The following is a 19,259-nucleotide window of genomic DNA, read 5'->3' as shown; positions in this document are numbered from 1 at the left end:
CCTCCTTACCGATCATCGTCCTGTGTTTGGATGCTGGTTGGCCGGCGGCGCAGCATCTCCCATGGCACTCGCAAAAAAGACTGAACGACCGTTTTCAAGAGCAAGGGGGAGAGTGGCGCCAAATAATTTACTCCAAACGATCGCTGGCTTGCCATATAGGCGACAAATAGGACGATACCTAAAATAACCCCGTACATCCCGAGAAAACAAGCGAGAAAGAAGAAAAAGAAACGCAGGATACTGCTGACGGAGCTGAGTGATTGGTTGACCAAGGTTACACTGCAAATAGCTGTGATGGCACCGACAACAACCACCGAGGGGGAGACGAGCCCTGCTCGAATAGCGGCATCGCCAATAATTAACCCTCCGATAGAAGTCAGTGTTTGACCAATCGCATTGGGCAGACGAATACCCGCTTCCCGAAAAATCTCCAGGAGCATCAGCAGAATGAACATCTCAATCTGCGAGGAGAAAGGTAGCCCCAAACGTGAAACGGCAATGGTAGCCATGATTCGAAAGGGAAGCTGATCTTGATGAAACGCCATCAAAGCGACCCATACGGCTGGCAAAAAGACGGAGAGAAAAAGGCTAAAGATTCGAATGACCCTCGCAAATGAGATGTAAGTATAATTGAAATGAATATCCTCAGGAGACTTCAAAATCAAGCTTAAACCTGCGGGTCCGACTAAGACCATTGGATTTCCGTCTATGACAAGCACGAACCTTCCCGCCAGTAACGCATTTACACAAAAGTCTGTTCTGCCTGTGTATTCGATAAGCGGCAATATTTTTAGTTTGGAGCCTGTTAGAGACTCTTCCAGCTGGTTTATGCTGTAAAGACCGTCGGTTACGATTGAAGTGAGCCTTGTTTGTACTTCCATTAAAATTTTCGGGTCGATAATATCCGTAAAATACAGCAAGGCTACTTTGGTCTTTGTTCGTTTGCCGATGACATACTCTTCCACGTGAAGCGAATGGCTGCGGATCCGTTTGCGAATAAGCGCCACGTTGGTCGTGATATCCTCTGTAAAACCGTCTTTTGGCCCTTTGATGGAGATTTCTGTGCTCGACTCTTCGGGAGGACGCTTGGGGACACTGTTCAAATGCATTCGGTAAAAGCGGTACTCGTTCACAAAAAAAAGAAAAAGATCCCCTTCGAAAATAGATTCGTCAATTTCGTCGATCGTAGGAACGTCTAGAAAAGAGAGGAGGGAAAGCTTGGTCTTCAGAGGGTCCAGCGATGGGATTTCCAACGTTTGGGCCTCGTAAAAACGGATGAGCTCAGGCAGGACCACTTCTTGAATGCGGATGGAGTCACATAAGCCATTGACATAGATCAGAAGGACAGTCGGAGTAGCATCTGAACGAAAATAGCAAGGCTCAATGCTGACATCCGCCGACCCTCTATAGAGATCCTTGAATTGATCTTCAGACCAGCTGCGCTCCATCTTCATCATCCAGATTCAGCCTTTCGCAGAGGTTTCGCAAATAAGGTAATCACAAACCAAATGATCGATAAGGAGAAGAGTACATAAAAGGAAATAGGGATGGAATAGTGGTACATCCACTGGTAAAAGGTGTAATCATTAATAACAGGAACACTACAGAGCAAGATGTAGCTTGCCATTACGATGAGAATGGTACATATCCGATGCCCGCTTTTTTTTATGGGCAAGGTATCGATGAGCAAATAAACAGCGGTGCTTACCCGCACGCAGGCACCCGCCAGCCATTGGAAAATGGAAAAGAAGTCTACGTGCTCAATGTATTGGCCGATGCTGACAAGTCTCCACTGTTCGTAAGGGGATGTCATTTGCTTGGCCGCTTCAACTGGACCAAACTCTGTGATCGCTCCCAGGATGGGTCCCATCATGATGATGATCGTGAAGATGCTGTACGAAAAGAATTGCCAGGTCTTAAGCTTCTGCGTCAATCGATGCTGAAGCAACAGAACGAGGAGCATTTCAGAAAAGCCCCCAGCGGCATAGATCATACCGTTTCTCACCGGTTCCCACCCGTATTCCAGTATAGGCTTGAGGAGCTGGAAGTTCTTTTCGGCCGAGTTTGCCAGACTGACGAAAATGCCCAAGAGGATGACGATCGGAAGCAAAATTCCCGAAGTAATCGCGATAATCCGAACTCCCCAGATAGAGAGTACCAGGCAAATGATGACCAATGCCAAAACAAGTAAAATCGCCGATGATCCCGGCAAGTAGTTGGTCGTATTCCAGGTAACGGTGTGGATAACCGTTGTCGCACCGATCAAGTACAAATTCAACCAAATGGGGATCATGAGAATCCACATGATCACGGGATGCGTACTCTTCGCTAACCACTCCTTCCAAGGACGCTGACCCGATCTCGTGCTCATCCAGTTTAAAAGGAGACACCATCCAATAAAAAGCAGCCCGGTCACCAGAACGGTAATCCAAGCATCTCTTCCAGCAGCGTCAAGCAGCATAGGATTGATGATCACATGGTTTTCAAGCCCATTCATCAGGGCGAATATCGTAAACAATTGAATCACAGAGATCCCGCTTGATTCTTTACCCACTTATGAGGACAACCTTCCTTTTTGACTATATGGGTAATGATGCCATTTTCAGGGCTTCCTTATGCGGATTTTGGTAAAGCGATAAGATTCGAGCAACTTGAGAGCATGGTTTCTATGAATCGAAAGATAGATTGACATACCACTCCATTCATATATTGTAAATTGTAGGAAGAAAAAAGAGATTGCGAACGAAGTAGAGGAGAACCGCAGCATGGAAAGAAAAGTAAAAATCTTGGGGACAGGTAAATACTTACCCCAGCGACAAGTGACGGCAGAGGAGCTTGATGAAAAGCTTGGCCTCTCTGCAGGGTGGGTTGCAAAAAAATCGGGTGTGCGGATCAGGCACTTCGTGACGGACGAAACGGCATCCCAGATGGGAGCCATCGCGGCGCAGCGAGCATTGGAAATGGCTGGGCTAGACTTTTCTGATATCGACTGTCTCGTTTGCGCAAGTGGAACCTCTCAGCAGGAAATTCCTTGTACAGCAGCACTCATTCAGAAAGAATTGCATCAATCCCATTCGGGTATTCCCTGCTTTGATATGAACTCGACCTGCCTGAGCTTTGTGACGGCTTTGGATATCTTATCCTGCTCGTTAGCCATGGGATGCTACCAGCGGATTCTCATCGTCTCTACCGAAGTAGCCTCCGTAGGGCTAAATTGGGGTCAAAAAGAGAGCTGTGTCCTTTTTGGCGATGGAGCTGCTGCCGTGGTGATCGGGCGAACAGGGGAAGGGGAGAATTCGCGTATCCTGTCTTCTCGCATGCAAACCTACAGCGAAGGAGCTCATTACTCGGAAATCAGGGGAGGAGGGACACTGGTACACCCGAGCCAATACGGACAAGGACGAGAGGCAGACTTTCAGTTTGACATGGATGGGAAGAAGATATTTCGAATGACTTCCCAGCTCATCACCGGCTTTGTCGAAGAGCTGTTGAATTCAGCTCGTATTAAAAAGCAAGACATACGGCTGGTTATTCCGCATCAGGCAAGTGGAATGGCTTTGAGAATCATGGGAACCAAGCTGGGCTTTTCCAGCAGTCAAATGATGAATATCATCGAAAACCATGGAAACGTGATTGCAGCCTCCATTCCCATGGCTTTGCACGAGGCAATCGTACAGGAAAAAGTCCAGCGCGGTGATCTCCTGCTGCTATTAGGAACATCGGCAGGACTATCTCTTGGAGGGCTTCTCCTTGCGTACTAGCAAAACGGTATTACTGACAGGAGGGAGAGCGCCCGCTACGCTGGAACTCGCTCGCCTGTTTTATCAGGAGGGGTATCGCGTCATCGTGGCAGAAAGTGCCCGTCACCATCTTTGCCAGGTTTCCCGGGCCGTTTCCCGATCCTACCTAGTCCCACCTCCGCGGCAACAGTCTGAGGAGTATATCCAGGCGCTGCAAAGGATCATGGAACAGGAAAAAGTAGATATGCTCCTTCCAACCTGTGAAGAGATATTCTACGTCTCGCGTGGCCTGAATGGGTTATTGGAGAAAGGGCAGGTCCTGACAGAAGGGCTAGAAATACTACGTCCTCTTCATGATAAATGGAGCTTTCAGCAATTGGCGAAACAGGCGGGCGCTGCAGTGCCTCCTACCAGAAAGGTAGAAACAGAAGAGCAGCTGAGGGAAGCACTGAAGGAGTCGTGCAGGCAGGTCGTACTGAAGCCCGTGTTTTCCCGATTTGCCTCACGCATACGGATCGTAACAGACCCCCGTTCGGCCGCGCTCGGGGATTTGCCAGCCGTTTCCAAACAAGAGCCATGGCTTGTCCAGGATTTCATCGAGGGCAGGCAAATCTGTAGCTACGCTGTGGCGCATAAAGGTAGGCTGGCACTGTATGCAGATTACGAGACTACGTATACGGCTGGACAAGGAGCTACGATTCGCTTTTCGTACGCCAATCACTTCAAGGTCAAAGACTTTGTTCACCGATTTGTCTATGGACAGCAGTTTTCGGGGCAGATTGCCTTTGATTTCATAGAAGACGAAACAGGCGAGCTTTACGTGATTGAATGTAACCCACGCCTAACCAGCGGCATCCATTTATTCGCAGATCAGCCAGAAGCAACGGCAGCGTTTTTTGGAACACGGTCAGAAGTATTCGTTCCTCACGGCAAACATCCATCTATGCTGGGGGTGGCGATGGTGGCATACGGTCTTCCAGCGGTGCGGTCAGCAGCAGCTGGCCGGCGCTTTTTGCAGGACTTTCGCTTGGCGCGGGATGTCGTATGGAGCTGGACAGACCCGTTCCCGTTCCTGAAACAGGCACGTATGCTGGCTGATCTAGCGATGCAGTCCCGAAAGACCGGCAAAAGTATGATGGAATGCAGCACGAGCGATATAGAATGGAATGGTGAGGCATGATGAAACGAGTATTGGTGACAGGCGGAACAGGCTTCCTCGGACAAAAGCTGGCGACGCGCCTTCAGGACAATGGCCACCTCGTGACCGTTATTGGGCGAAACGAGAGGGCGGGCCGCTATTTAGCCGATCGTGGCATTGCGTTTGTCCAAGCGGATCTCACGGATAGGGAAGCGATTCGACATGCCTGCAAAGGCCAGGAGATCGTCTTTCACGCTGCAGCGTTTTCCTCCCCCTGGGGAAAATACACCGATATGTACGCGACAAATGTAGAAGGGACGATCCATACGATCGAGGGCTGCCTAGCACATGGAGTAGAGAGATTGGTTCATGTCTCCACGCCCAGCATCTACTTTGACTTTGAAGACCGACTCGCCATAAAAGAATCCGCGCCGCTTCCCAGGCGTTTTGCCAATTCATACGCACAAACGAAATATTTGGCCGAGCTTGAGATCGAAAAGGCGTTTCAAGGAGGGCTGCCAACGATCACGATCAGGCCGCGGGGGCTTTTCGGTCCAGGGGATAACGCGATTCTTCCCAGGTTGATTCGGGCAAACGAGGAGAAATTCGTGCCTTTGGTGAATGGCGGAAAAGCAACAATCGATTTGACTTATGTAGAAAATGTCGTCGATGCCCTGCTGCTTTGTATGGATTCACCTACTCGGACACTGGGGCGGGCTTTTAACATCACCAATGGAGAGCCTGTGACGATGATCGATGTGCTCAGAGAGGTCTTCCAGCGACTAGGCATGCCACTGCGAGCCAAGCAAATATCATACAGGGAGGCATATGCAGCAGCATGGATGCTCGAGCTGGCATCCAAAACGGTTCTGGGATACCGAGAGCCAGTATTGACGCGTTACTCAGTCGGGGTGCTGGCAAAAAGCCAGACGCTAGATATTTCACGAGCGAAAGACGAGCTTGGCTACCAACCGCGGGTGAGCATGCAAGAAGGAATCGAACTGTTTACGAAATGGTGGAGGACACAGCATGAACGTTAAGCTAACCCTTTTGGATACAGGCTATTGCCGGCAGCTGGAGATGTTTTCGATAAAAGGGGGGAGGCTGAAGTCTATTGATTTTCATGCCATTGCCGCTCTCATTGAGCATCCGGTACATGGTTTGTACTTATTTGATACGGGGTACTCTCCACGCTTTTTCGAAGCGACCCGTTTGTTTCCCTATGCGCTTTACCAAAAAATCACCCCGGTTGTGACAGCCCCGCAGCAAAGTGTAAGGGCACAGCTGTCGGCTCACGGGTTCGACGCACAGCGTATTTCGGGGGTGCTGCTCTCGCACTTCCATGCAGATCATATCGGTGGCCTGCAGGATTTCCCAGGCGCACGGCTTTTCTGTTTTTCCGCTGCATACGAGCATATAAAAGGGAAGCGGGGGCTCCGTGCCCTTCGCGAGGGGTATCTGCCTGATTTACTGCCAGTCGATTTTGAAAAGCGCGTGACATTTGTAGATCATGGGGTCCCGATAGCACTCTCGCAAAACTATCAGCCGTTCTCGGAGGCCTATGACTTCTTTGGAGATGGAAGTATGCTCTTGGTCGATCTGAGCGGACATGCTATCGGCCAATTTGGCTTGTTTTTGCGTGATCAGGAGCAAGGCGACGTACTTCTCTGTGCAGATGCGGCATGGTCGAGTACGGCGTATAGGCAAAACTTGCTGCCGCATGCTTTGGCTCAGTTCATCATGGGGGACATTCGCGCATACAGGGAAAATCTGAAACGACTCCATGAGCTGTCTGTTCATTGGCCCAGTCTAAAAATTTTGCCCACGCATTGTGCAGAAGTATGGCAAATGAGCCAAGGAGTGTTTGCATGGAGATCGTAACGTTACTGTGGCAATACTGGATGACCAAGCGACTACGGAAAAAGTGGGCAACACGCAGCCAGCTGGAAGCCTGGCAAGAGCAGCAGGTACAAAAGCTGCTGCGCACCATTTTGCCGCGATCTCCCTTTTACCGGGAACGATTTGGGGACCTTTTGCCAGATGCGTGGAGGGAGCTGGCGCCCATCGATAAACAGCTTCTGATGGAAAATTTCAGTTCGCTAAATACGCTTGGAATCCACAAAGAGGATGCGTTTCAAGTCGCTTTTCAAGCGGAGGATTCACGGGATTTTACACCGCAGATCGGAGAAGTGACAGTAGGATTGTCTTCGGGAACGTCGGGGAACCGAGGGATTTTTCTGGTCGGGCCACAGGAGCGGGCGAGATGGGCGGGAATGATTTTGGCAAAGGCGCTTCCTGGGCAGCTGTGGAACGAGCATCGAATTGCCTTTTTCCTTCGTGCCAACAGCAATCTCTATACCTCTGTGAATCGGCGGCGCATTCGCTTTTCCTTTTTTGACCTGTTACATCCGATTCCAGAGCATATACAACGGTTAAACGAGTTTTTTCCAACCGTACTCGTAGCGCCACCCTCTATGCTGCGTTTGCTAGCCGAAGCGAAACAAAGAGGGGAGCTTCGGGTGTCGCCTGCCAAGATTATTTCGGTTGCCGAAGTGCTGGACCTGCTAGATGAGGTCTTCATTCGCCAAGTCTTTCACCAGAATATTCACCAAATCTATCAATGCACGGAAGGATTTCTTGCTGTGACCTGCCCGCACGGCACTCTGCATGTGAATGAAGACATCCTCGTGATGGAAAAAGAGTATCTGGATGGACAGAAAGAGCGATTTTACCCAATCATTACAGACTTCTCTCGAACGACCCAGCCGATCATACGTTATCGGTTGAACGATATATTGACAGAGAAGAAAACCGCTTGTCCATGCGGTTCTATTTTTACAGCCTTGGAGAAGATCGAGGGAAGAGCAGACGATGTGTTCCTGTTCAGGCACGAAAATCAACCGCAAAATCGCTGGGTTTCGGTGTTTCCTGATTTTATCCGTCGAGCGCTGCTGAGCACGTCTGAGGATATCCAGGAGTACAAAGTCAAGCAGATGAATCCGCAGCTGCTCGAGGTATCGATACAAGCAGAAGGCAAAGAAGAGCTGTTGTATGAGCAGGTAAGAAGTCGACTGCAGGAGACCATAAGCCAGCATGGTGCTCAGATTCCGATGATACAGTTTACGCTATACGAACGAGTAACTGGTGGGAAGAAGATGCGACGAGTGGAGAGGATGTTTACCCCGAGTGAAATCGAGTAGAAATGTACGCCGCTACGATCAAGGCACTTTGCAGGAAGTTCCCTGGGAACAAATGAAAGACGGAGCTTATGTGAAAGCCTACCTATCCGCCTGCCTGATGGATGGAGCAGAACGCTATGTGAAAAACGTACGGACAAAAATGGAGGCATTAGCCGTTGATGATCTCGTGCTGCCTGTGACCATCAATGAAACGGAGTACGAAAACTCCTACGTGTGTTCGCCGTACACTCACTACATTACCTATGCCAAGGAAGAGCTGCGGATGCTGCGGATGCTGCGGATGCCGATGCTGGAATGGATTTTGGAGCGAGTATTAAAGGGACTCGGTTGGCTACTCAAGACGAGCAGGGTCAATCAGATCGCCATCCTCAACAACTGGCTCCTCTCTACCAATCTCTACCATGACTTGTCCCCGGAACAGATTTTGGCACTCACACAATTTTGTACCCATGAATTTCCTCAGCATGTCATCGCCTTTCGCTCTGTGAGTGCGAAATTGCACCCTGCCATGTACGAGGGGATGCGCAAAGCGGGGTATCTCATGGTGCCGAGCCGGTGCATCTATCTCTTTCATCCTGATTGGCCTGCTCTTGGTGGGTGGCGAGTGCGCAATACGCTGAAGCGCGATCAGCGAATGCTGGAAAACTCCGGGTATCGCATCGTTCCACATGAAGAGCTGCACGAAGCCTTGGTCGGGCGGATCATCGACTTGTATAACGCTCTCTATCTAGATAAATACTCCCATCAAAATCCTCAGTTTACCCATGACTTTATTAGGCTTGCTCTGAAAAAGAGGACATTGACATTACTAGGTCTCGAGAAGGATGGACAGCTGGATGGCATCCTCGGGTACTTTGAGCGGAATGGCGTCATGACGACACCGCTATTCGGATATGACACCACGCTGCCGAAAGAAGCAGGTTTGTACCGGATGCTGTCCAGCTTACTGGTACAAGAAGCTAGGAAAAAGGAATTGCTGCTGCATCAAAGCGCAGGGGTTGGGGCTTTCAAGGCGGATCGAGGAGCAGTGGGAGAAGTAGAGCATACCGCCGTGTACGTCAGACATCTTCCCTTGTCCCGTCGGATTGTTTGGCGTGTGTTGTCATGGATTCTCTTGCGGTTCGGCGTACCCTTGATTCAAAAGTACCAATTGTAGTCGAATGGTGGCAGAATTTTGCTAGATGAGAGCCTGTGATCGCTATATAATATCGAAAGAAATGGAAATCATGGGGAGTTTTGAAAATGGCAGCTTTACCTGGCTACGCTTTGCAGGAAGTCATATACCAAAGCGAAAAAAAGAGGATTTACCGTGCTTTGCGGTCAGCGGATGGGAAGACAGTCATTATCAAAGCGTTAAACGCAGAGACGATGACAACCAGTGATACGGCAAGACTGCTGCATGAATACGATGTGGCAAAGCATCTGCCCATCAAAGGCATCGTAAAGCCGTTGTCCCAGGAGCAAACGGGGGGAACCGTAGCCCTGATTATGGAAGATACAGGCGGCATATCGCTGAAAGCTTATTTGCAAAAGGGAAAGCTGACCCTGCCCGCTTTTTTCCGGATTGCTATTCAGCTGAGTCAGATCCTGATGGACATGCATCGGCATGGAGTGGTTCACAAGGATTTGAAACCGGACAATATCATCATCAATGAGCAGAGCGAGCAAGTATCTATCATTGATTTTAGCCATGCGATCTGGTTCAAGGAAAATCGCAAAAGCTATCCGGTACAGTCTCTGGAAGGAAGCTTGCCTTACATGTCTCCGGAACAGACGGGTCGAATGAACCGGGCAGTCGATTCCCGCAGCGACCTTTATTCGCTGGGCATCATTTTTTATGAAATGTTGACCGCTCAGGCTCCTTTTCATGCAGAGACGAAGCTGGACTGGATTCATGCTCATATGGCAAAAAGGCCAGTCCCTCCACATGAATGGATCCCTGAACTCCCTACAGTCCTCTCCGACATGACGATGAAGCTGCTCGCCAAAACGGCAGCCGAACGATACCAGACCGCCTATGGACTGATGGAGGATCTAGCACTTTGTCACAGGATGTGGGAGGAAGATGGAGAGATCCGCCCCTTTGTCATCGGGCAAAAAGATGCCTCGAGTGTATTTCAGCTACCCCCGACCTTGTACGGGCGGGAAAAGGAGATCGCTCAGCTGCGTGACGCTTACAAACGGGTCAAGGCAGGGGGAGCGGAGCTAGTGCTTGTCCGCGGCTTTTCTGGTATTGGAAAAACAGAGCTAATCAAAGAAAGCTATCGTTTGGCCGCCTCGGAAAAAGCCTATTTTATTTCAGGAAAATGGGAGCAAATGCAGCAGGAGATCCCATTCGCGCCTCTGATTCAAGCTTTTCAGGATCTTGTTCGACAAATTCTCACGGAGTCTTCAGATCGGATCGCCGATTGGAAAAGGAAGCTGCAGCGTGCTTTGGGACGGACAGGTGCCGTCGTGACCGAGGTCATTCCGGAAATCAAATTGCTCATTGGAGAGCAGCCGCCGGTAGAAGTGTTGCCATCAGCTGAGGCACAAAATCGGTTTCAGCTCGTCTTCCGCAAATTCGTTCAAGTATTTTCCAATCGCAATCATCCGCTTATTTTATTTCTTGACGACTTGCACTGGGCTGACCAAGCTACCCTTCATTTTATCCAACTGCTTTTCACCGAACAGGGAAGCCGTCATTTGCTTGTGGTAGGGGCGTATCGGGAGAATGAAGTCTCGGATACGCATCCGTTGCTCGAAACGATTGCCGACCTGGAACAAAAGGGGGTCGCGCTGACCCAGGTTCAGCTAGACCCACTCACGCTGGATCATCTTCATCATTTGATTGCCCATACGCTTTCTACTGAAAAAGAGCGTGTACGGACGCTTGCTGAGATGATGTACCGAAAAACGGCAGGCAATCCTTTTTATTTCAAGCAGCTCTTTCAGGCCATGTACAAAGATCACCTCCTGCTTTTTAACTTCGAGAGCGCGAAATGGGAATGGGATCTGGAAGAGATGGATAAACAGCAGAGCTTCGGGGACGTCATGGAATGGATGCTAGCAAAAATGGAGCAGCTCCCCGATGAAGCCAGAGAGATTCTCATGTTTGCGGGAAGCATCGGTAACCGCTTCGACCTGTACACACTGTCACGCGCCTCCGGGTTTGGCCTGCAAGATACCCTGCGCCTGCTAGAGGCGGTTATCTCGGAAGGATTGGTCTTAGTCAAAGAGGAGGATTCCTCCAGTGATAGGAACATGTCTTTCGAATTTTTGCATGACCGTGTTCTGCAAACCGCCTACTCATTGATTTCAGAGGATCAGAGAAAGGCCATCCATGCAAAAATTGGCAGAGCAATGCTAGAGCTAGTCGGACCGGAAAATTTGGAAGAGAGAATCTATCAAATCGTTCACCACCTCAACATCGGGAAAGAGGAGATCAAGAGCGCGGACGAGCGAAAAAGGCTGGCAGAGCTGAATTTTCAGGCGGGGATGAAAGCAAAAGCCACGACGGCGTACTTCTCCGCTTTGGCGCATTTTCGCACGGGGATGGAGCTGCTCTCGGAAACCGATTGGGACGAACGTTATTCGCTGATCTTTCAAATGCATGTGCGCCTGGCGGAATGCGAATATTTGTGCACGCATTATGAAAAAGCTGAAGAAGAATTTGTGAAATTGCTGAATCGTGCCCGGGATCGTATCGACCGTGCGGAGGTGTACCGGATACGGATTGCGCTTTATACCAATCTCGGCAAATATGTAGAAGCGATTCAGCTCGGCTTGCAAGGCTTGGAAGAGCTGGGGACGTCCATATCGGTTAGGCCCAGTCCGCCTACCATCCTTTTCGAATCGCTTATGGCGAGGGGAAAGGTAATGAAAAAGAGGGAACAGCTCCTTCAACTTCCGAACGTAAGTGATCCGACGATCAAAGCGACGATGGAATTGATTATGGCTCTGGTCGCTCCTACGTTTTTTGCAAACAAAGAAGTGTTTGTTGTCTTGACGTGCAGATATATCCAGCTTGCTCTGAAATATGGCAACACGGATGCTTCCGCGATGGCGTACGCAAGCTTCGGTCTGGTCCTCAGCCTGATCATGAGGCGCTACAAGGAAGGGGATCAGCTGGGGGAAATTGCTATGAAATGGATGGAACAGTTCCCGCACAATCCTTTTTCCTGCCAAACCTTGGTGGTAGCAAGAGGGACGCTCAGCCCGTGGGTACGTCATCCGAAGCACGTTCATGCAGATATCGCAAAGGCGCTTCAGCTAGGCTTGGAGCGAGGCGATTTCATTTACGCCAGCTACGCCATGGGGACGCACGTCAATGCGTACTATGTATGGGGCTCTTTGCAAGGATTGGAGGAGCTCGTCACTCGTTATTTGAACGTCTTGCAACAGCTGAAGGACGAGTTTGTCCGGAAAAATTTTTACGTGTATTTACAGCTGATTCGCAACCTGCAAGGCAAAACGGACCATCGCTTTACACTCAGTGACGATCAGTTTAGCGAAGAGGCGTTTGTGCAGGAAATCCAACAAGAAGATACGCAGGTAACGACGTTCTTCCAATACTACACGTACAAAACGCAAATCTGCTATTTATTTGGCGATTATCAAGGGGCTCTCAGCTTTGCCCAAAAAGCTGCTGTCCATTTGAAATACTCGACGCATCTGCTGCATGTGCCGGAATTGGTATTCTACCAGACACTGGCGATAACCGCCGGATATGACGAGCTCTCGGATGCGAGCCGCCAAACGTACAGAAGGATCGTGAAAAGAAATATCAAGAAGATGAAAAAATGGGCAGCAGATTGCCCGGATAATTTTCTGCATAAATACAGGCTGATGGAAGCAGAAAAAGCACGCCTGGATGGGAGGGATCAAGAGGCGACCGACCTCTACGATCAAGCCATCCACTCCGCGAAGGAGCAGCAATATGTCCGCAATCAAGCGATCGCCTGTGAGCTAGCGGCAAGCTTTTATGGAAAGAAGAAAAAGGAGAGGTTTGCCAGAGCGTACATGACGGAAGCGATCGAAGCCTTTGGGCAGTGGGGGGCCACTGAAAAGGTCAGGCAGCTGCGAGAGAAGTACTCAGAGCTGTGCGAAGACCAAGTAATGCGCTGGGCCGACGAGGACGAGCCGGTGCCTCTGCACATGGGAGATCACCACGGTCTGTTTTTTAGCAGTACGACTACGCATTCAGGTTCATCCTTCCAATTGGATCTAGAATCCTTCCAGCAAGCGCTCCTGGATTTTTCAAAAGAGACGGATTTGCCGAAGCTTCTCGTCTCTTATCTGGAAACGGCCATGAAAAATGCTGGGGCCGAAACGGGTTTTGTCCTTCTGGAGAAAGACGGTGATCTACGGGTCGAAGCCGGGAAGATTGCGGATACACCGCTTGATTCGGCAAATCTAGGGGAATCGGTGGACAGCATTGCATTCATTCCCGCCTCTATCGTTCATTATGTGGCGAGAACTAGACAAGCTGTCGTACTGAGCGAAGCCGATCGTTCCTCATGGCTCAGCAAAGACCCCTATGTGGTGCAAAACCGTCCGCGTTCCATTCTCTGCGTGCCGATCCTGTACACAGGCGTATTGGTGGGGGTGCTTTATTTAGAGAATAGCCTGACTCCGGATGCATTCCATACCGATCGTCTGGAGTTTTCCCAAATGCTCTCTGCCCAGATGGCCAGCGCCAAGCTGCTGCGATTCTCCGACGCGAGCGTGAGCGAGAAAAAAGAACCGGGAAGGATCGCTCCCTTGATCGAGCCGCTCACCGACCGGGAACAAGAGATCTTGCATTTGATCGCAGAGGGGCTGTCCAATCAGGAGATTGCGGAAAGGTTGATACTCACTGTTGGGACAGTCAAATCCTACATCGTCAACCTGTACGGAAAACTGCAGGTGAATCGCCGGGTTCAAGCTGTTTCGAGAGCAAAAGAGCTGGATCTGTTGAAGGAGTAGCTATCGCGTCTCATGTTTTCACGAAAAAACTAACTTTGGTTAGTATTTTTGCTTACTCCGATTTGCTATTTTCACATGGGGAAAGATCGTGAAGGAGTGGAAAGTATGGGAGAGCAGCTGCTTACAGGGATTGTCGTGTACATCATCGTGATGATTGCGTGGTTCATCCCCGGTTTTTTTGATCTAAACTGGAGTATCTTCAATTCTGAAAGACGCAACAAACTGATGTTTAAATGGTATCTCATCTTTGCTAACGTTGTGTCGATTGGGATCGCCATATACGTAGCGGTGGAGACCTCTTGATGGAAAAAGGTACGGCAGCTCAGGGTGATCGATCTACGATCATTCCAGAGCTGCCGTATTTTTATGGCCTCTATTGTATAGAGATAATAAAGTTTTAGACTGGGGCCATTAAACTAACGGAGCAGGATAGCGAATGATATTTAAGGTTTATAACACGGTATGATAATCTACAAATGAGTACTAATTAGCTAGTCGACCCCCAAATTAGCAGGAGGCAATAAATGATTATTCCTGTAATTAAGCACGAAATAGATGTTACTGGTAGTCCAGAGAAAGAAGACGATTTCTGGGTATCTATTTGTGTATCTATCGGACCAGCTGAAGAGTTGGGTGCTGATTTCTTCTATTTTTATGTCGCAAGCCCGAAATTCTTGCTAAGAACACTTGAGGTCAATGAGGTTCTTTGTGGTAGGGGAGTTTTAATATTAAATACGTTTGATTTACTCCTAATCAAAGAAAAAATAAATGAGATAGTAAAGGCATGCATTCGACCGACTTGGAAAGAAGTGGCTGAATCAATCAATAAATACGGGATATGGGAGTACGATGAAACAGATGGTTTTGGTACAAAAAAAGATTAAGCTAACGGGTTCGATTGCTTAGCAAATACATCAGAGGCTGCCGGAGTTTATCCGGCAGCCTCGTTAACTCTTTGGCAGGATAGTTGAGAAATTCCTATTTAACACAAGCTCAATTATGTAAAATTCGTTTATTCACCATTAATGCTAACAGTGGTACAAATCGGCGGATTATTCTTTAGATCAAACTCGAGGTAAAAGCTATCGTCCCCGGTTTCGTTGTCATAGTAAGTAACTGAACACTCGTCATCATCGAGATAGCAATAAGCAAAGTAATAATCGCTCAAGTCAATAGAATGTTTCTTTGCTTCTTGTCTCACCAATTCATGCACGAGTGGTAAACGTTGAATGAATTCAGAATCGGTTTCTATTTCAATTTGACTCATTTCTTATTCCTCCGGTAAACAATTAGCTGGAGAAATTTTAAAAAAGCATATGGCATTTAACAAACTGCTCAATTTGGATAGCTAGTGGGCAGTTATGATTGTGAGGATTGCCGGTGAAATATATAAAGAAGCTCAGATCCTTTTAGGTCGTAACCAGTTACCTTTTTCCACTTCAGTTTATGCCTACTAATAAATCATCCTTTTCGAGACCAGGTAGCCATTTTTGCATGAAGTCTTGCAGAGTGATTTCGAAGGGTTCGAAGTTCTGGTAGCCGTCTACAGAGTTTATGATTTTTTGAACTCAGGATAGTGTCGTCCAAAAGGGCATAGCCCGATTACCTTCAGAATTTTGAGGGGCAGGGAATCCATTCTCATCACGAATTGTCCAAACTCGCTGAATTTCAATAGCTTCTGAAAGAAAAGAATTTAAGTTTAACGACGATTGAGACACCATAATTCCTCCGAGAAAAAACGAATAATTACTATCGTTCAGGAAAATTATAGTGATCCAATCTACAAAATGAACACCATTTTACAAAATGTGTATTAAGAAAAACGGGAGGAATAGACAATGGATCTGAATTTGATGATTAATGACTCTTTAGCAAGACTGAAAGAAGCGGGCTTTGTTGAAAAGATTGTGAAAAGCCACCTTGAAAAAACAACTGAAAGTGTAGTAAGCGATTCCTTGCGAAGCTACAGTGACTTTGGAAAAAACCTATCGAAACAAGTTGAGTAGCTTTTGCAAATCAACCTCGAAAAGCTAGATGTCCCTTCTTATGATCAACTAATTTTAGCTACGATAAAAGATCATCTAAATGCTGTTGTTCATGAGCAAGGAGTAAACCGCATGAAAGAGCAGTTGGATGCATTGTTGCTAACTTCAAAAGAGGAGTACAAGCTTTCTGAGATCATGGAGGAACTCAAGGAAGAGATTGAGGGCTTGGATGAACTCGGCTACGAAGGAACTCATGAAATGACCCTAATTATTGACCGTGAATGGAAGTGGATGACACGTATTTATTTCGATGCTGAATCTGACAAAGAAAAGCACGACTGCAAATACAACATTAACGTTGATACGAAGACTGGACAAGTTGATTCTATTCGCATCAGAGAAGACAGTTACAGAAGAAAAAAAGAGTTTAAAGAGTTCGATACTAGAACAATCATGGGCGGTTTTTATGGATTGGAAGAGACTCTTTTCAAGATTTACGCTAGAAAATCGAAGATAGAAATCGATGAGGATGAAGTCGAAATTGAATGTTCTAACCCTGAATACGAATGAGCTGAGGCAAGCTTTTAACAAATTAGTTATTTTGTGTACTAACTAACCCAATACGAGATAAAATCATACAATACCAAATAGTTACAGAGCTAGGGGGATAAGGTGTTTGAAAAAGATTGATGTAAATAAAACGCTAGAGGAAATTGATGGTGAGGTTTGGGATGATCCAGGTAAAACGACTAAGCTGATAAGGACTTGTCATGAATTGAGAAAAGTACCGCTAAAGGATCTTACAGCAGATAATCTTAGATTAATGATTGGTCAGAAACTTAATCTAGAGCATTTAGTTCCACTTGCATTAGGTATCCTAGCTAAAGATCCTTTTGTTGAAACTCAGTTTTATCGTGGGGATCTTCTCGCTTATGTACTGAAAAATACGAATGAAGAGTTTTGGAATCAACATCATGACTTGTATTTAGAGTTAGATGAGGTCATGAGTGTGGTTAAACAAACCTTTGAAGAACTGTCCCCCTTACTTAACCACTTTAATCCATACCAAATTGAATGAACACTTTATTGTATCTGAAAGTAATTGAAATATGGTTTATCTCCATTAGATAAAACTGATCCTTTATATCTTTTCGCTTGAATGTTAACTGAGCTTATCACAACGGTAAGTGAGATAAATAGCTATTCCAAAATTAGGACTACGTTTTCATGTTCAGAGATTATTTCCAATATCCAATCCAAAACTGTCGGTCCCATACCGAGCTCGGCCTTCTTTAACTTTTCTCTCACAAAAGGAATATTTGAAGGGTGACAGTATTCTAGACGTTCTCTTAAAAGCTTAATAGTTTCAGAATAACTTAAGGTTTTCTTTGATTGAGCGAAGTTTTTCCAGATAATCGTTCCTTCAATATCTCTCAGCAAGTCGTTAAAAGCATCTAGAGTACCATTCCACTGTAAACTATCTAGTAAGAGGCGTTACGTTATTTTATTGAACTAACGGAGAACGATAGCAAAACAAAACATACAGAGGCTGCCGGTGGGATAATACGGCAGCCTTTTATTGAGCATCTTTGAAATTGACAACATAACTTGAAAGAATGATAAATTCAGATAAGGGACGATTATATTACGAGTGCTTCTTTTCCTCCAGTAAGGAAATGATCCGCTCGTTCTGACTAATCATGCGTCGCATTCTTATCTCAATTGATAAAGTCGTAACCGTTAATACGATTGCTGCAGTTACAAAAAGAAATCCCATATTAATTGCACCTATTCCCTTTTTTATCCATTTCACAATAGAGATAAGCATATGAACACGATATTCGTTCAACTAACGGGTAACGATAGTTCAATCACACAGCCTGCCGGAGTGATCTGGCAGGCTAAACTTCCAAATAATGGAACAGTAAAAACCGGAAAGACTAATCAGCACGTAGCGTTACGAAGTCTTTCCGGTTTTTTTATGTCAAACTAGACCGAGTTTTTCTATATGGAGCCGTTAACATCTTATTTTAGTAGTAGCTCGTAGCTGCACTCCACCCATATACTGGAATTAGCGAATTCTGCAGAACTTTAATCTAATTACTGCGAATAAAATGGGAAAATAGCGAAGGGTGACTGGAGGGGAATGGATGAAAGCGATCGTATATGAGCGGTACGGGCCGCCAAATGTACTGCAGCTTCGGGATGTCGCCAAGCCGGTACCGAAGGACGACGAGATATTGATTAAAGTCTATGCTGCAACTGTCGCCGCGGGGGATTGGCGCTTACGAAAGGCAGATCCTTTCCTGGCGCGGCTGTTCAATGGTCTGTGGAGACCGAAGCGAGTCAAGATTCTCGGATTCGAATTAGCGGGCGTGGTCGAATCAACGGGCAGTAGCGTTACTCGGTTTAAACCGGGGGATGCCGTCTATGCTGCCAGCGGAATGGGCTTCGGTGCGTATGCCGAATACAGATGCCTACCTGAGAACGGCAGCGTCACGCTGAAGCCGACAAACATGACGTTCGTGGAGGCGGCCGCGGTACCGGTCGGTGCCTATACTGCCTTGCAATTTCTCCGAAAAGGCAATATTCAGCGCAACAGGCGCGTACTCGTCTACGGAGCATCCGGCAGTGTTGGGACGTATGCGGTGCAGCTTGCCAAGCATTTCGGTGCGGTAGTGACCGGGGTATGCAGTACATCGAACCTGGATTTGGTAAGATCGCTGGGCGCCGACCGAGTCATCGATTATACAGAAGAGAACTTCGCGGATGACGGTACGGCCTACGATATCATTTTCGATACGGTTGGAAAGAGTCCGTTCATGGCTTGCGTCGAGCGTCTGACACCGAACGGTTTATACCTGCGAGCAGTCCATTTTAGCCCTCTGCCGGTCGTTCTCGGGTTATGGGTCAACTTGACGAGCAGTAAGAAGGTGATCGGTGGAACAATGAGGGAAAACGCGGAAGACTTGGGGTATCTTAAGGAGCTGATCGAGGCCGGCAAGCTGCGTGCGATCATCGACCGCGTTTATCCGCTGGAGCAAGCGGCGGAGGCCCACCACTATGTGGAGCAGGGCCACAAGAAAGGCAACGTGGTGTTAACCGTCCAACAAGGTTTATAGGATTCGCTCCTTTAATCCTTGAAAAGTTAGAATTAATACGTTTCGAAATCGAAAGACGAAGACTCCTCGTGCGTTTACCTAACGGAGAACCCTAGTTCAATAAATTTTTTCGAAATACGTATTAACCT

General features: G+C 47.5%; 16 protein-coding genes and 1 pseudogene. 13 read left to right on the top strand and 4 right to left on the bottom strand.

Going from position 1 to position 19,259, the window contains the following annotated elements; all coding sequences use genetic code 11:
- Positions 1–5: 5 nt before the first annotated feature.
- A complete protein-coding gene (locus EDM59_RS05840) occupies positions 6–1,457 on the bottom strand; it encodes a spore germination protein (protein ID WP_122922735.1) in 1,452 nt (483 codons plus the stop codon).
- Complete coding sequence (locus EDM59_RS05835) at positions 1,454–2,554, bottom strand: endospore germination permease (RefSeq protein WP_122922734.1); 1,101 nt, start codon at positions 2,552–2,554, stop codon at positions 1,454–1,456. The genes EDM59_RS05840 and EDM59_RS05835 overlap by 4 nt, the downstream gene beginning before the upstream one ends.
- Positions 2,555–2,765: 211 nt before the next feature.
- Between EDM59_RS05835 and EDM59_RS05830 the strand changes: the two genes are divergently transcribed.
- The 9 genes from EDM59_RS05830 to EDM59_RS05790 all read left to right on the top strand — a co-directional run bounded on the left by EDM59_RS05830 (position 2,766) and on the right by EDM59_RS05790 (position 14,908).
- Complete coding sequence (locus EDM59_RS05830) at positions 2,766–3,761, top strand: beta-ketoacyl-ACP synthase III (RefSeq protein WP_122922733.1); 996 nt, start codon at positions 2,766–2,768, stop codon at positions 3,759–3,761.
- Positions 3,751–4,920, top strand: a complete 1,170-nt coding sequence (locus tag EDM59_RS05825; protein WP_122922732.1) for an ATP-grasp domain-containing protein — start codon at positions 3,751–3,753, stop codon at positions 4,918–4,920. The genes EDM59_RS05830 and EDM59_RS05825 overlap by 11 nt, the downstream gene beginning before the upstream one ends.
- Positions 4,917–5,918, top strand: coding sequence for an NAD-dependent epimerase/dehydratase family protein (locus EDM59_RS05820; protein ID WP_122922731.1), 1,002 nt, complete (start codon positions 4,917–4,919; stop codon positions 5,916–5,918). Before EDM59_RS05825 ends, EDM59_RS05820 begins: the two co-directional genes overlap by 4 nt.
- On the top strand, positions 5,908–6,759 hold the full coding sequence (locus tag EDM59_RS05815) for an MBL fold metallo-hydrolase (protein ID WP_122922730.1): 852 nt from the start codon (positions 5,908–5,910) through the stop codon (positions 6,757–6,759). Before EDM59_RS05820 ends, EDM59_RS05815 begins: the two co-directional genes overlap by 11 nt.
- Entirely contained in the window at positions 6,747–8,078 is a 1,332-nt protein-coding gene (locus tag EDM59_RS05810) for a F390 synthetase-related protein (RefSeq protein WP_122922729.1), read from the top strand. The genes EDM59_RS05815 and EDM59_RS05810 overlap by 13 nt, the downstream gene beginning before the upstream one ends.
- On the top strand, positions 8,065–9,234 hold the full coding sequence (locus EDM59_RS05805; RefSeq protein WP_342769190.1) for a GNAT family N-acetyltransferase: 1,170 nt from the start codon (positions 8,065–8,067) through the stop codon (positions 9,232–9,234). Before EDM59_RS05810 ends, EDM59_RS05805 begins: the two co-directional genes overlap by 14 nt.
- Before the next feature lie 86 nt (positions 9,235–9,320).
- The gene (locus EDM59_RS05800; protein WP_122922728.1) at positions 9,321–14,024 is read left to right on the top strand and encodes a helix-turn-helix transcriptional regulator; all 4,704 of its coding nucleotides are present in this window, start codon (positions 9,321–9,323) and stop codon (positions 14,022–14,024) included.
- A 105-nt stretch (positions 14,025–14,129) separates the two neighbouring features.
- Entirely contained in the window at positions 14,130–14,327 is a 198-nt protein-coding gene (locus EDM59_RS05795) for a hypothetical protein (protein ID WP_122922727.1), read from the top strand.
- A 221-nt stretch (positions 14,328–14,548) separates the two neighbouring features.
- Positions 14,549–14,908: an Imm8 family immunity protein gene (locus EDM59_RS05790; protein WP_122922726.1), complete on the top strand. Its 360-nt coding sequence runs from the start codon at positions 14,549–14,551 to the stop codon at positions 14,906–14,908.
- A gap of 128 nt (positions 14,909–15,036) precedes the next feature.
- On the opposite strand, the gene EDM59_RS05785 is transcribed toward EDM59_RS05790, so the two are convergent.
- Entirely contained in the window at positions 15,037–15,291 is a 255-nt protein-coding gene (locus EDM59_RS05785) for a hypothetical protein (RefSeq protein ID WP_122922725.1), read from the bottom strand.
- A 172-nt stretch (positions 15,292–15,463) separates the two neighbouring features.
- Positions 15,464–15,745 (bottom strand): annotated as a pseudogene (locus EDM59_RS31730) (DUF2750 domain-containing protein).
- A gap of 117 nt (positions 15,746–15,862) precedes the next feature.
- Between EDM59_RS31730 and EDM59_RS30975 the strand changes: the two are divergent.
- The 4 genes from EDM59_RS30975 to EDM59_RS05765 all read left to right on the top strand — a co-directional run bounded on the left by EDM59_RS30975 (position 15,863) and on the right by EDM59_RS05765 (position 19,131).
- On the top strand, positions 15,863–16,030 hold the full coding sequence (locus EDM59_RS30975) for a hypothetical protein (RefSeq protein ID WP_183192818.1): 168 nt from the start codon (positions 15,863–15,865) through the stop codon (positions 16,028–16,030).
- Positions 16,031–16,141: 111 nt separating this feature from the next.
- On the top strand, positions 16,142–16,579 hold the full coding sequence (locus EDM59_RS05775; RefSeq protein ID WP_122922724.1) for a hypothetical protein: 438 nt from the start codon (positions 16,142–16,144) through the stop codon (positions 16,577–16,579).
- A gap of 106 nt (positions 16,580–16,685) precedes the next feature.
- A complete protein-coding gene (locus EDM59_RS05770; RefSeq protein ID WP_122922723.1) occupies positions 16,686–17,087 on the top strand; it encodes a contact-dependent growth inhibition system immunity protein in 402 nt (133 codons plus the stop codon).
- Positions 17,088–18,159: 1,072 nt separating this feature from the next.
- Positions 18,160–19,131 carry an NAD(P)-dependent alcohol dehydrogenase gene (locus EDM59_RS05765; RefSeq protein WP_122922722.1) on the top strand — a complete coding sequence of 324 codons (972 nt, stop codon included), beginning with the start codon at positions 18,160–18,162 and terminating at the stop codon, positions 19,129–19,131.
- Positions 19,132–19,259 lie beyond the last annotated feature (128 nt).

The organism is Brevibacillus nitrificans, from assembly GCF_003710965.1.
Classification (GTDB): Bacteria; Bacillota; Bacilli; order Brevibacillales; family Brevibacillaceae; genus Brevibacillus; species Brevibacillus centrosporus.
The sequence above is the reverse complement of the archived record's forward strand: the minus strand, read 5'-3'. Positions and strand labels throughout refer to the sequence as shown.

Coding starts and splice junctions, on each gene's coding strand:
- EDM59_RS05815 (WP_122922730.1), top strand. CDS start 5,908: ATGAACGTTAAGCTAACCCTTTTGGATACAGGCTATTGCCGGCAGCTG.
- EDM59_RS05775 (WP_122922724.1), top strand. CDS start 16,142: ATGAAAGAGCAGTTGGATGCATTGTTGCTAACTTCAAAAGAGGAGTAC.
- EDM59_RS05800 (WP_122922728.1), top strand. CDS start 9,321: ATGGCAGCTTTACCTGGCTACGCTTTGCAGGAAGTCATATACCAAAGC.
- EDM59_RS05790 (WP_122922726.1), top strand. CDS start 14,549: ATGATTATTCCTGTAATTAAGCACGAAATAGATGTTACTGGTAGTCCA.
- EDM59_RS05795 (WP_122922727.1), top strand. CDS start 14,130: ATGGGAGAGCAGCTGCTTACAGGGATTGTCGTGTACATCATCGTGATG.
- EDM59_RS05810 (WP_122922729.1), top strand. CDS start 6,747: ATGGAGATCGTAACGTTACTGTGGCAATACTGGATGACCAAGCGACTA.
- EDM59_RS05840 (WP_122922735.1), bottom strand. CDS start 1,457: ATGATGAAGATGGAGCGCAGCTGGTCTGAAGATCAATTCAAGGATCTC.
- EDM59_RS05820 (WP_122922731.1), top strand. CDS start 4,917: ATGATGAAACGAGTATTGGTGACAGGCGGAACAGGCTTCCTCGGACAA.
- EDM59_RS05830 (WP_122922733.1), top strand. CDS start 2,766: ATGGAAAGAAAAGTAAAAATCTTGGGGACAGGTAAATACTTACCCCAG.
- EDM59_RS05785 (WP_122922725.1), bottom strand. CDS start 15,291: ATGAGTCAAATTGAAATAGAAACCGATTCTGAATTCATTCAACGTTTA.
- EDM59_RS05765 (WP_122922722.1), top strand. CDS start 18,160: ATGAAAGCGATCGTATATGAGCGGTACGGGCCGCCAAATGTACTGCAG.
- EDM59_RS30975 (WP_183192818.1), top strand. CDS start 15,863: ATGGATCTGAATTTGATGATTAATGACTCTTTAGCAAGACTGAAAGAA.